11 protein-coding genes and 1 pseudogene are annotated in these 11,620 nt (G+C 69.4%); 4 read left to right on the top strand and 8 right to left on the bottom strand.

Translation table 11 applies throughout. The features are described from left to right. Positions 1 to 168: 168 nt before the first annotated feature. Positions 169 to 1,086, top strand: a complete 918-nt coding sequence (locus KHC28_RS04435) for a DMT family transporter (protein ID WP_214007118.1) — start codon at positions 169 to 171, stop codon at positions 1,084 to 1,086. Here KHC28_RS04435 and KHC28_RS04440 read toward each other — a convergent pair whose 3' ends face one another. Further along, the gene (locus KHC28_RS04440; RefSeq protein ID WP_312893081.1) at positions 1,087 to 1,932 is read right to left on the bottom strand and encodes a GNAT family N-acetyltransferase; all 846 of its coding nucleotides are present in this window, start codon (positions 1,930 to 1,932) and stop codon (positions 1,087 to 1,089) included. It abuts the gene before it with no gap. A 37-nt stretch (positions 1,933 to 1,969) separates the two neighbouring features. Between KHC28_RS04440 and KHC28_RS04445 the strand changes: the two genes are divergently transcribed. Continuing rightward, the gene (locus KHC28_RS04445) at positions 1,970 to 2,401 is read left to right on the top strand and encodes a two pore domain potassium channel family protein (RefSeq protein WP_214007120.1); all 432 of its coding nucleotides are present in this window, start codon (positions 1,970 to 1,972) and stop codon (positions 2,399 to 2,401) included. A gap of 23 nt (positions 2,402 to 2,424) precedes the next feature. Here KHC28_RS04445 and KHC28_RS04450 read toward each other — a convergent pair whose 3' ends face one another. Both KHC28_RS04450 and puuE read right to left on the bottom strand, forming a co-directional pair. Then, positions 2,425 to 2,784, bottom strand: a complete 360-nt coding sequence (locus KHC28_RS04450; protein WP_246564277.1) for an MliC family protein — start codon at positions 2,782 to 2,784, stop codon at positions 2,425 to 2,427. A 20-nt stretch (positions 2,785 to 2,804) separates the two neighbouring features. Continuing rightward, a pseudogene (gene puuE / locus KHC28_RS04455) lies at positions 2,805 to 3,722 on the bottom strand (allantoinase PuuE); the annotation flags it as partial. 274 nt (positions 3,723 to 3,996) lie between these two features. Between puuE and eda the strand changes: the two are divergent. Together eda and KHC28_RS04465 are read left to right on the top strand one after the other, a co-directional pair. Then, positions 3,997 to 4,644 (top strand): bifunctional 4-hydroxy-2-oxoglutarate aldolase/2-dehydro-3-deoxy-phosphogluconate aldolase, encoded by a 648-nt coding sequence (gene eda, locus KHC28_RS04460; RefSeq protein WP_214007122.1) that lies wholly within the window; start codon positions 3,997 to 3,999, stop codon positions 4,642 to 4,644. A gap of 113 nt (positions 4,645 to 4,757) precedes the next feature. Next, the gene (locus KHC28_RS04465) at positions 4,758 to 5,714 is read left to right on the top strand and encodes an alpha/beta hydrolase (protein ID WP_214007123.1); all 957 of its coding nucleotides are present in this window, start codon (positions 4,758 to 4,760) and stop codon (positions 5,712 to 5,714) included. Between the two features lie 7 nt (positions 5,715 to 5,721). Here the strand turns inward: KHC28_RS04465 and KHC28_RS04470 are convergent, their stop codons facing one another. From KHC28_RS04470 to KHC28_RS04490, 5 genes are all read right to left on the bottom strand, one after another. Further along, entirely contained in the window at positions 5,722 to 7,035 is a 1,314-nt protein-coding gene (locus tag KHC28_RS04470; RefSeq protein ID WP_214007124.1) for an Ivy family c-type lysozyme inhibitor, read from the bottom strand. Positions 7,036 to 7,115: 80 nt separating this feature from the next. Beyond that, entirely contained in the window at positions 7,116 to 7,772 is a 657-nt protein-coding gene (locus KHC28_RS04475) for a hypothetical protein (RefSeq protein WP_214007125.1), read from the bottom strand. A 295-nt stretch (positions 7,773 to 8,067) separates the two neighbouring features. Next, entirely contained in the window at positions 8,068 to 9,654 is a 1,587-nt protein-coding gene (gene serA / locus KHC28_RS04480) for a phosphoglycerate dehydrogenase (protein ID WP_214007126.1), read from the bottom strand. A 252-nt stretch (positions 9,655 to 9,906) separates the two neighbouring features. Next, positions 9,907 to 11,082, bottom strand: a complete 1,176-nt coding sequence (locus tag KHC28_RS04485; protein WP_214007127.1) for a phosphoserine transaminase — start codon at positions 11,080 to 11,082, stop codon at positions 9,907 to 9,909. 123 nt (positions 11,083 to 11,205) lie between these two features. Beyond that, positions 11,206 to 11,343 (bottom strand): hypothetical protein, encoded by a 138-nt coding sequence (locus KHC28_RS04490; RefSeq protein ID WP_214007128.1) that lies wholly within the window; start codon positions 11,341 to 11,343, stop codon positions 11,206 to 11,208. Positions 11,344 to 11,620: the final 277 nt, after the last annotated feature.

An 11,620-nucleotide genomic window follows, 5' to 3' on the forward strand; every position in this document is an offset into this window, starting at 1 on the left:
GAAGAAACACGGCCAGCCCCCTCCGCCGCAAGGCGGCCGGGCCCGGCTTGCGGGATGCATCAGCAGTCGCGATTGCAACGGCAACATCTTCTCATCGACCGGCCAATTCCAAAGCGGGGCAAAAGCCTCTAGATCGAATGCCCGTTTCGCAGGCATTCCGGTCCCGCCATGTTCCGCCGGCTCAATGATGCGCCTTATCTGCTGCTGTCGCTGACGAGCTTGTTCTGGGCCGGCAACATCGTGGTCGGCCGGCTTGCCGCCGGCCATGTGCCGCCCATCGGCCTCGCCTTCCTGCGCTGGGTGATCGCCTCGGCGATCCTCATGCCGTTCGCCTGGCCGCTGCTGCGGCGCGAATGGACGCTGCTGCGCGGCCATGTCGTCGTGGTGCTGGTGCTGTCGCTCACCGGCATCGCCGCCTTCAACACCATGATGTATTGGGGCCTGCAATACACCCCGGCGATCAACGCGCTGCTCATCCAGTCGACCGGCCCGCTGATGATCGCCTTCTGGTCGCTGGCCATCAATCGCGAGCGCCTGTCGCTCGGCCAGCTCGCCGGCATCCTTTTGTCGCTGCTCGGCGTCTTCGTCATCATCTGCCGTGGCGACCCGGCGGTGGCGCTGCACATCGATTTCAACGTCGGCGACCTCTGGGCCATCGCCGCAATGGTGATCTACGGCGCCTATTCGGCGCTGCTGGCGCGGCGGCCGGGCATGACGCCGATCGGCTTCCTCACCGTCACCACCGTGCTCGGCAGCCTGATGCTGGCGCCGCTCTTCATCTGGGAGCGCATGGAGGGCGTGCCGTTCCACGCCGATCTCAAGACGCTGGCGGTCGTCGTCTATATCGGCGTGTTCCCCTCGGTGCTCGCCTATCTCTGCTTCATCCGGGGCGTGCATCTCGTCGGCCCGAACCGCGCCGCGCCGTTCTTCCACCTGATGCCGGTGTTCGGCTCGGTGCTGGCGATCGCCTTTCTCGGCGAGTCCTTCCATCTCTACCACGCGGTCGGCTACGCGCTGGTCCTGTCCGGCATCGCCATCGCCACGCTGTGGGGCAGGCGCCGCACCGCCGTGCCGCCGCCGGAGTGATCAGCCGAGCTCGAAGCTCGCCACCCCGTAGAGCCGCTCCAGCGCCACCGGCCGCACCGGCCCGCGATACATGCGCGCGGTCTCGAACACCGGCGAGAAGCCATGGCGCCCGGCCAGCGCCACCGCCGCCGCGTTCGGCTCGGGCACGTCGAGAAACACCTCGCCGCCCTCCGCCACCGCCAGCAGCGCGGCGAGCACCGCCTCGGCCGCCTGCGGGTCCTCGGCGTTGAGCGGCCCGATCTTGAAGCCGGCGCGCGCCGGCCGGATCACCCCCCAGCCGGCGAGCCGGCCCCCGCGCATCAGCGCCCGCCCGACATGGCCGGGCGTGTCGCGCCAGCGGGCGAGGAAGGCGTCCCGCGCCGCTGGAAACACCAGCGCGTCGTCCGCCGCCATCTGTGCGAACGGCACCTCGCGCAGGTCGACGATCCCCGCCGGCATGGCGCCACCCGCCCGCGCGACGGCGCGAAACCGGATGTTGCGATGGGACAGCGCGAAACCCTCCCTGGCGTAGTTCGCCTGCTGCGCCACCACCCCGTCGAGCCCGATGCTGCGTACCCCGGCATGGGCGAGGCCGGCCTGCCACAGCCGGTAGCCGATGCCATGCCCGCGCATCTCCGGCCGCACGATGTAGAAGCCGAGAAAGGCGAAGGCGGCGTCATAATTCACCACCGAGATCACCGCCGCCGGTATCCCGCCCTGCTCGGCGATCAGGAAGCCCTGCGGATCGACCGCGCCGAAGGCGCCGGCATCGGCGCGACCCGGATTCCATCCCTCCCCGGCCGCCCAGTCGAGGGCTAGGGGGATTTCCTCCGGCCGCATGGCACGGATGATAAGGCTATCGCTCACCGATTCGCTCCGTTCGCCCATCGTTCAAGTTGCCCTCATGATAAGCGACCTCGCCCTCGGCCTGTCGGTCAGCCTCATCGCCATGCTGATCCATCTCGGCGGCACGCTGCTGCTCGTGGTGCTGATGAACCCGTTCCACGACGTCATGCGCACGCGCGCCCATCTCCGCTTCACCATCGCGCTGGTCGCCACCTATCTGGTGATGCTGTCGGCCCATGTGCTGGAGGTCGGCCTGTGGGGCCTGCTGTTCGACAGCCTCGGCCTCGCCGAGCGCTCCGAGGACGCCTACTATTCCGCCTTCGTCAACTACACGACGCTCGGCTATGGCGGCTCGCAGAAGATGGTGGATACCCGCCTGCTCGGCCCGCTCGCCTCGGCGAACGGCATCCTGATGTTCGGCTGGTCGACGGCGATCCTGGTCCTCGTCGTGCAGCGCCATCTACCCGCCCGCCTCTCCGCGCGGGATTGAGCGCGGCAGGTGCGTCCGCCCCGCTACTCGCCCGTGCAGTTCAGCGGCGGGGCGTTTTCGCCCTTGGTGAGGTCGTAGAGGTCGCCATTATTGCCCTTGCTCCACCAGATGAAGCGACCGCCGGCATAGCGGGCGCCGGAGCCGGACAGCACATTGGCCAGCACCACGAACTCGCCGCCGACCGTGAGGCTCGCCAGCGCCACCGGCGGCGCATTGTAATAGCTCACCTTGAGCCGGCCGCCGTCGGCGCAGCGATAGGCGGCGTGGATCGTCTGCGCCCTGGCGCCCTTGGGCAGGGGAATGGTGAGGGTGTCGGCGCCGGCCGCGCCGGCAGCCATACAGAGCGCCAGCACGCCGGCAGTGCGCAGGATCGGCTTCATCATCGCGTCCCTCCTCACACCGGCGGATGCTCGGCATGCCAGTGGCGGGCGATGTCGATGCGGCGCGGCACCCATACCCGGTCGTGGCGGGCGATGTGGTCGAGGAAGCGCTCCAGCGCCACGATCCGCCCCGGCCGGCCGACGAGGCGGCAATGCAGCCCCACCGACATCATCTTCGGCGCTTCCGAGCCCTCGGCATAGAGCGCGTCGAAGCTGTCGCGCAGATAGGCGAAGAACGCGTCGCCATTGGAGAACCCCGCCGGAATGGCGAAGCGCATGTCGTTGGCGTCGAGCGTGTAGGGGATGGTCAAATGCGGCTTGGTCGGCCCGGCCACCCAATAGGGCAGATCGTCGGCATAGGTGTCGGAATCATAGAGGAGGCCGCCCTCCTCCATGGTGATCTGCCGCGAGTTGACCGAGGTGCGCCCGGTGTACCAGCCGAGCGGCCGCTCGCCGGTCACCTGGGTGTGCAGGGCGATGGCGGCGTCGAAATCCGCCTTCTCCGCCGCGTAGCTGTGGTCGCGATAGTCGATCCAGCGCAGCCCGTGGCTGGCGATCTCCCAGTCCGCCTCCTTCATCGCCGCCACCGCCTCCGGGTTGCGGGCGAGCGCGGTGGCCACGCCGAACACCGTGACCGGCAGGTTGCGGCGGGTGAACAGCCGCCACAGCCGCCAGAAGCCGGCGCGGGCGCCATATTCGTAGATCGACTCCATGTTCATGTGCCGCATGCCCGGCCAGGGCTGGGCGCCGACGATCTCGGAGAGAAAGGCCTCGGAGGCGGCATCGCCATGCAGGATGCAGTTCTCGCCGCCTTCCTCGTAATTGACCACGAACTGCACCGCCACCCGCGCCCGGCCCGGCCAGCGCGGGTCCGGCGCGTGACGGCCATAGCCGATGAGGTCGCGGGGATAGGGCTGGTCGTAGCTGAAGATCGGCGGCATGCGGCACACTCGCGGTACGGGACGCGGAACCGACGGCCGTGCAAGGCATATGCCGGAAGCATGCGGCCGCCGCATGGGCGAGAGACGATATCGGCGCGAGACAAACGCGTCGCCTGACGGCATAAAACTCGGCAAGCCTCTCGACAATCCGTGCCGGGCGCTTTTGATAGGTTCGTGCCCTCGGGCGCCGTCCGTGCCGTGCCGTCGCTGCGTCATCCGTCTCAAGCTCTTCGTCCAAAGCTTTCCGCCCAAGGTCGCCACCAAAGGTCTCACAATGTCGCTTCCCGATCCCAGCTTCCTCCTCGCCCGCGCTCCGGTCGTGCCCGTCGTCACCGTGCCCAGCGTCACGGCCGGCGTGAAGCTCGCCCGCGCGCTGGTCGAGGGCGGGCTGCCGCTCATCGAGGTCACGCTGCGCACCCCGGCGGCGCTGGAGGCGATGGCCGCCATCGCGGCGGAAGTACCGGATGCCGTGGTCGGCGCCGGCACCGTCACCCGGCCGGACCTGGTCGAGAAGTCGATCGCCGCGGGCGCCCGCTTCCTGGTCTCGCCCGGCGTCACCCCGGCGCTGCTGGAGGCTTTCGCCGAGGCGCCGGTGCCGGTGCTTCCCGGCTGCGCCACCGCCTCCGAGGCGATGACGCTGGCCGCCATGGGCTTCTCGGTGCTGAAGCTGTTCCCGGCCGAGGCGGTCGGCGGCTCGAACCTGATCAAGTCGCTCGCCGCGCCACTGCCGGACCTGCGCTTCTGCCCCACCGGCGGCATCGGCCCGGACAATGTCGGCAAGTACCTGTCGCAGCCCAACATCCTCGCGGTCGGCGGCTCCTGGGTGTGCCCGAACGACGCCATCGCCACCGGCGACTGGGACCGCATCGTCGAGCTCTCCAAGGCCGCCGCCAAGTTGCACCGCGCGGCGTTCCCGGGCTGAGCCGTCCGCCCCGCGCCATGCGGCGGCAGGGTCTGCATCACGCGGGAGGATGGCGCACCCGATGCGCCCTCCCGCTCGCGGCCCTCGCCCTCGTCGTCCCGGCGACCGCCATGATGGCCGCCACGACAACGGCCACGACCGTGCAGGCCGCACAGCCCGAAGCCACCGAACTCGACGTCGCCGGCCCTCACGGCCCGCTCCGCGGTACGCTGCTGGAGCCGGCGGCGGCGAATCCGACCGTTCCCGGCCAGCCGGTGGCGATTCTCGTGCCCGGCTCCGGCCCCACGGACCGCGACGGCAACAGTCCGCTCGGCCTGAAGGCCGCGCCCTATCGCCTGCTGGCCGAAGCGCTGGCGGCGCGCGGCATCGCCAGCCTGCGCTTCGACAAGCGCGGCATTGCCGGCAGCCGCGACGCCATCCCCGATCCGAACGCCGTCACCCTCGACGACTACGCCGCCGACCTCCGCACATGGGCGACCGCGCTCCGCCGGCGCAGCGGCGCGCCCTGCGTCTGGCTGGTCGGCCACAGTGAGGGCGGCCTCGTCGCCTTGAAGGCCGCCGCCGATCCCGCCGGCCTGTGCGGCCTCGTCCTCATCGCCACGCCGGGCCGGCCGATGGGGGCGGTGCTGCGCGAGCAGTTCGGAGCCAACCCGGCCAATGCGCCCTATCGTGCCGCGCTCCTCGACGCCATCGCGGTGCTCGAAGCCGGCCGGCATGTCGATCCGGCAGCGCTCGCCGCGCCGCTGCGGCCGATCTTCGCGCCGCAGGTCCAGGATTACCTGATCTCCGCCTTCGCCTTCGATCCGGCCCCGGCGCTCGCGAATAGCCGCCTGCCGGTACTGATCCTGCAGGGCACGCGCGATCTGCAGGTGAGCGAAGCGGACTCCGCGCTCCTCAAGGCTGCCTTGCCGTCGGCGACGCTCATCCGCCTGCCGGGCGTCAATCATGTGCTGAAACGGGTGCCGGCCGACGACCGCGCCGCCAATCTCGCCACCTATGCCGATTCCGGCCTGCCGCTGGCGCCCGGCGTAGCGGAGGCAATCGCCGCCTTCATCTCCGTACCGCGCTGAAGCCCGTTCACCCGGCCGGCCACTCGGCCTTCCACAGCCGCATGAGCTCTGGCCGCAACGCCGGCGGCACGCTGCCGAGCGGCTTCTTCATGCGCTTCACCGAGACGAGGCCGAACAGCTCCCCGTTCTCCGGCCGGTAGAGCACCAGCATGGCGTTGTCGCCGCAATCATGCGTCTTGCAGGTGGCGACCAGCAGGTAGCGCGCACCCGCCAGCGTCTCGATCTTCTGCTCGCCCGGCCCCTGCATGTCGACCAGCCAGCCCTCGGTTCTGGCGAGCGGGCCGAGCGCCTTCAGATAGGCGGCCTTGAAGCCAGGATCGGTCATTGCGCCGATATCGGCGAACTGGTCCACGCCGGGCGCCGCGCTCGCCCGCATGGGCGGCGGCGCCTGCGTCTGCGGCTCCGGCTCGGCGACCTGCGCCCCGCAGCGTCTCAGCGGCCCCTTGCCGGCGACGGCGGCCAGCGCCCGCTCGGCGGCGCCCAGATGGTCGCCGTCCGAGGTCCACAACTCATTGCGCAGCACCGAGACGATGAGGCCCTCGCCTTCGCCCTGCAGGAAATAGGTGATGGAAGGGTCCTCGGTGCCCATGTAATTGGTGAGCAGGCCCGGCTTGGCGAAGGCTGCCGATCCGGCCGCCGTTTCGATACGGATCTCCTTGGCGCTCACCGTCGCCCTCGGCAATTGCGTGCAGTCGCCGTTCGGCGCGAAGCTGCCATAAGTCTCGGGGAACAGGCCGAGATTGTCCGCCGGCCCGGGTACGCCGGATACCGCCGGCTTCGACGACACCACGTTCGGTTCTGCCGCCGCCGGGCTGGCCGCTGCCGGCGCTGCCGGCTTGGCGGGCACAGCGGCGACCGGCGGCGCGACCGGCGGACAGTTCGCCGCCTGATAGCGCTGCCTGTCGAAATGCCACACCGGCTGGCAGCCCTTGCCCTCCAGCGTGAAGTCCGCCCAGCCATGCGCGCGGGTACCGAGCGGCTTCACCACGCCGGGCACCGTGCCGATCGCCACCCAGCGCCCGGCGCGGTCGCGCGCCAGCACCTTGGACTGGATGCCGGGCTTGGCCCCGTAGCAGGCCGGATCGCGATCCTGCGACACCGCCTCCTGCCGGCCGTCGCCGTCGAGGTCGATGAACTTCACCTTGGGGTCGGTCGGCCGGCCGCAAGGGTTCACCACCTTGCCGCCCTTCAGCGACATGCCGGCGGCGGTCATCAATTGCAGCGCGTCGGCGCCGTCGCGCACCTGCGCGCCGGCCGGCAAAAGACTGACGACGAGACCGGCAAGGAGAACCACGAAAGCGGCGAACGCGCGGAGCGGCATGACGATCCCGATGCACGACGTGAGGGGGGCTGCGTCGGCACGGTGCAGGCGACGAACGGGGGCCGGGCCTGCCGACCCGATCAATACGGCTCGGCGAATCCGAAGCGCTGCGCCGGCGACATCGCCGTCCGCCCGGTACGCTTCCAGCGCAGGAAGACATGGATGGCCACCATCAGCGCGATGAAGCGCAGCAGCGCCATCATGTGGAAGTCACCGGTCATGCCCCAGCCATACGCCGCCTGCCGACCGCCGATGTACAACGAGATCAGCGGCAGGATCGCCTCGTTGATGCCGAAGGCGAGGCCCACCACCCGCGCCCAGTGCCGAAATTGCCGGTAGCGGAAGTGCCCCTCGGCCTGCCGCTCCAGCTTCATCGCCAGCATCAGCACGATGAAGCAGAACAGCATCGTCACCGAGTCGTTGGCGACGCCCTGCATCGTCGGATCGTTGAAGATGAAGGTCTGCAGAAGATATCCGGCGATGGCGGCGATGCCGCCGGCGATCGGAAACAGCGGCACCAGGATGAACAGCCCGACGATCAGGATGACCGGCGCCATCAGGATCACCGGTATGGCGATGAAGCCGCCATTGCCGCCGCCACCACCGCCGCCGAGGAACGGCACCCTGCCCTCCCGATCGGCAACGCCGCGGGCAAATTCGACAGGAGACGTGGGTTGATAATGCGTCCAGCCTTCAAGGCCGGCGCGATAGTCCTGCGCACTCCAGCTTTCGCTCATGTCGGCGCCCATTCTGGGAGGAAATCCATACTCCCCCAGTACCGTAACGGCGGCAATAGTCTCGGCAGTTTCGTCGCGATTTTATTTCGAAAAACCTCGACCCGACGGCAGGATTTCGTGATTTACCTAACGTAATCTTGCGGAGGCAAATATTGCCGCCATCCGCCACCCTGACGCCCCGCCGATCCGGACCCGCAAAACGGATGCGCCCGGCCGAAGCCGGGCGCGAGGAGCAGCCTTTGCGTGCAAGCCCGGGAAAGGGCGCCGCCGCCAGACGGAGCGGCGCCGTCCGCGATCAGAACGCCAGCGGCTTGACCTGCTTCACCTGCGGCAGCGCCTGCACCTTGGCGAGCACCTCGGCCGGCGCCTGCCCGTCGATCTCCACCAGCGCGATGGCATCGCCGCCCTGATGGTCGCGGCCCAGCGCGAAGGTGGCGATGTTCACCCCCGCCTCGCCGAGCAGGCTGGCGAACTTGCCGACGAAACCCGGCTTGTCCTCGTTGGTCACGTAGATCATCGAAGGGGCGAACTCGGCATCGACCTTGATGCCCTTGATGTCGACGATACGCGGGCGGCCGTCGGCAAACACGGTGCCGGACAGCGAGCGCTCCATCTTGTCGGTCACCACGGTCAGGGTGATCAAGCTCTCGAAGTCGCCGGCCACCTCGCGCGTGACTTCCTCCACCACGATGCCGCGCTCCTTGGCGACGCTCGGGGCGGAGACGACGTTCACGTCGGCCAGCGCCGGGCGCAGCAGGCCGGCCACCGCCGAGGAGGTCAGCGCCTTGATCTTCAGCTCGGCCACCGCGCCCTCATAGGTGAGGCGCACGGTCTTGATGTCGGTGTCGGTCAGCTGGCCGGCGAAGGAACCCAGCTTCTCGGCCAGCTCGATGAACGGCTTCAGCTTCGGCGCCTCTTCCGCGGTGATCGAGGGGAAGTTCACCGCATTGGAGATGGCGCCGCGCAAGAGGTAGTCGCTCATCTGCTCGGCGACCTGCAGCGCCACGTTCTCCTGCGCCTCGGTGGTGGAGGCGCCGAGATGCGGGGTGCAGATCACGTTGGGCAGGCCGAACAGCGGGTTCTCGGTGGCCGGCTCGGTGACGAACACGTCGAAGGCGGCGCCGGCGACGTGGCCGCTCTTCAGCGCCTCGGCGAGCGCCGCCTCGTCGACGAGGCCGCCGCGCGCGCAGTTGACGATGCGCACGCCCTTCTTCGCCTTGGCGATCGCCTCGGCGGAGAGCACGTTCCGGGTCTTCTCGGTCAGCGGCGTGTGCAGGGTGATGACGTCCGCGCGCGCCAGCAGATCGTCGAGTTCCACCTTCTCGACGCCGAGGTCGAGCGCCCGCTCCGGCGACAGGAACGGGTCGAAGGCAACCACCTTCATCTTCAGGCCGAGCGCACGGTCGGCGACGATGGAGCCGATATTGCCGCAGCCGATCACGCCGAGCGTCTTGGCGGTGAGCTCGACGCCCATGAAGCGGTTCTTCTCCCACTTGCCGGCCTGGGTGGAGGCATCGGCGGCGGGGATCTCGCGAGCCAGAGCGAACATCATCGCGATGGCGTGCTCGGCGGTGGTGATGGAGTTGCCGAACGGCGTGTTCATCACGATCACGCCGCGGGCGGTGGCGGCGGGGATGTCGACATTGTCGACGCCAATGCCGGCACGGCCGACCACTTTCAGCCGCGCCGCCTTCTCGAGGATCTTCGGCGTCACCTTGGTGGCGGAGCGGATGGCGAGGCCATCATAGTCGCCGATGATCTCGGCGAGCTTGTCCTTGTCCTTGCCGAGGTTCGGCTGGAAATCGACCTCGATGCCGCGATCCTTGAAGATCTGCACGGCGGCGGGGGAAAGGGCGTCGGAAATCAGAACGCGGGGAGCCATCGGCTTCATCCTGTTCGCAAAAGGGGGGACATCGATCCCGCCGCCGGCGGGAGAGCACGACCCGTCCCGCCACTGGCGGGAGGGGACGACGAGCGTTCGTCGGACAAGCGTGCGTCCGGTCCGCGCCCGTGAAGACGCGGGTGTCTGGCACGCGGCGGCCCATGCCGGGAGAACATGCGCCGCCGGGAGCCCGGGCCGCCTGCCCCTCGCCGTCCCCTCGCGCCAATGGCGGGAGAGGTCAGCGAGCGGGCGTCAGGCCGCCTGCTTCAGGCCGGCCTTGGCCTCGGTGTAGGCCCAGTCCAGCCACGGCGTCAGCGCCGCGAGGTCGGAGGCCTCGACGGTGGCACCAGCCCAGATGCGCAGCCCCGCCGGGGCGTCGCGATAGGCGCCGATGTCGTAGGCGACCTTGGCCTTCTCAAGGGCGCCGGCGATCGCCTTGGCGAAGGCGGCCTGCGCGTCGGGGGCGAGCGCGGTCACCTCCGGATCGGCGACCACCAGGCACACCGAGGTGTTGGAGCGGGTCGCGTCGTCCGTGGCGAGGAAGTCGACCCACGCCGTCTTCGCCACCCAGTCGGCCAGCACCTTGAAATTGGCGTCGGAACGGGCGCGCAGCCCCTTGCCGCCGCCGAGCGCCTTCGCCCAGTTCAGAGCGTCGAGATAGTCCTCGACGCACAGCATGGACGGGGTGTTGATGGTCTCGCCCTCGAAGATGCCTTCGATCAGCTTGCCGCCCTTGGTCATGCGGAAGATCTTCGGCAGCGGCCAGGCCGGCACATAGCTCTCCAGGCGCTCCACCGCGCGCGGGGAGAGGATCAGCATGCCGTGGCCGCCCTCGCCGCCGAGCACCTTCTGCCAGGAGAAGGTCACGACATCGAGCTTGGACCAGTCGAGATCCTGCGCGAAGGCCGCCGAGGTGGCGTCGCAGATGGTGAGGCCGGTACGGTCCTCGGCGATCCAGTCTGCGTTCGGCACCCGCACGCCGGAGGTGGTGCCGTTCCAGGTGAACACCACGTCGTGGTCGAAATTCACTTGGCGCAGGTCCGGCAGCGCGCCGTAGCCGGCCTTGAGGGTGCGGGCGTCCTTCAGCTTCAGCTGCTTGACGATGTCGGTGGCCCAGCCCTCGCCGAAGCTTTCCCAGGTCAGCACGTCGACCGGGCGGGCGCCGAGCAGCGACCACAGCGCCATCTCCACCGCGCCGGTGTCGGACGCCGGGACGATGCCGATGCGGTAGTCGGCGGGAATGTCGAGGATTTCACGGGTGAGGTCGATGGCGAGCTTCAGCTTCGCCTTGCCGACCTTGGCGCGGTGCGAGCGGCCGAGCGGCGCGTCGCCGAGCGCTTCGAGGTTCCAGCCGGGGCGCTTGGCGCAGGGACCGGACGAAAAATTGGGATTGGCCGGCGTCGTCGCCGGCTTCGCAGCAGTGCTCATGATGATCCATCCTTCCAGATGGGATGCCCCTCGTTGGGGAGGGGTAGCCCGAGCGGGGAAATACGCCGCTCCATCGGCAATTGCAAGCGCGTCCCCACTCGCCACGCCGGACCGGCCCACGCCTCAGCCGATGCCCGCTACCCGCTCCACGACATGGCGGACGCCTTGCAGCTGTGGGCGAAAACCGTCCTGCGGCCCCATCCGGCCGAGCGGGATCGCCGGGCTGCCGATGATCAGCGTCGCTTCGTCGCGGACGAACACCAGACACAGGCATGTCCCTGGGCAGCGTTGCAGACCCGCCGCCGGCCATCCGGCGCCCGGCCCCGCCAACTCACATTCAGGCGAGTGCTCCCATCGGCAGCCTGAAGGCCGGGAACCCTCGCGCCCGCGTCGGGTTGCCCCCATGCGGCATGCAGCGGCACGCACCGGACGGCCGCCTGAAAGCGAGCAGCGGCCGGCCTTGGGCGGGCTTCAGACCGCATGATTATCTTCTATGCATGCCGGTTTTCTACGCGCCCACCGCGACGCCACGGCAATC

Source organism: Ancylobacter sonchi (assembly GCF_018390695.1).
Taxonomy (GTDB): domain Bacteria; phylum Pseudomonadota; class Alphaproteobacteria; order Rhizobiales; family Xanthobacteraceae; genus Ancylobacter; species Ancylobacter sonchi.

Bases quoted from the DNA above. Each gene is read 5' to 3' on its own strand.
- KHC28_RS04435 (WP_214007118.1), top strand. From the start codon at position 169: ATGTTCCGCCGGCTCAATGATGCGCCTTATCTGCTGCTGTCGCTGACG.
- KHC28_RS04445 (WP_214007120.1), top strand. From the start codon at position 1,970: ATGATAAGCGACCTCGCCCTCGGCCTGTCGGTCAGCCTCATCGCCATG.
- KHC28_RS04450 (WP_246564277.1), bottom strand. From the start codon at position 2,784: ATGATGAAGCCGATCCTGCGCACTGCCGGCGTGCTGGCGCTCTGTATG.
- eda (WP_214007122.1), top strand. From the start codon at position 3,997: ATGTCGCTTCCCGATCCCAGCTTCCTCCTCGCCCGCGCTCCGGTCGTG.
- KHC28_RS04465 (WP_214007123.1), top strand. From the start codon at position 4,758: ATGGCCGCCACGACAACGGCCACGACCGTGCAGGCCGCACAGCCCGAA.
- KHC28_RS04470 (WP_214007124.1), bottom strand. From the start codon at position 7,035: ATGCCGCTCCGCGCGTTCGCCGCTTTCGTGGTTCTCCTTGCCGGTCTC.
- KHC28_RS04475 (WP_214007125.1), bottom strand. From the start codon at position 7,772: ATGAGCGAAAGCTGGAGTGCGCAGGACTATCGCGCCGGCCTTGAAGGC.
- serA (WP_214007126.1), bottom strand. From the start codon at position 9,654: ATGGCTCCCCGCGTTCTGATTTCCGACGCCCTTTCCCCCGCCGCCGTG.
- KHC28_RS04485 (WP_214007127.1), bottom strand. From the start codon at position 11,082: ATGAGCACTGCTGCGAAGCCGGCGACGACGCCGGCCAATCCCAATTTT.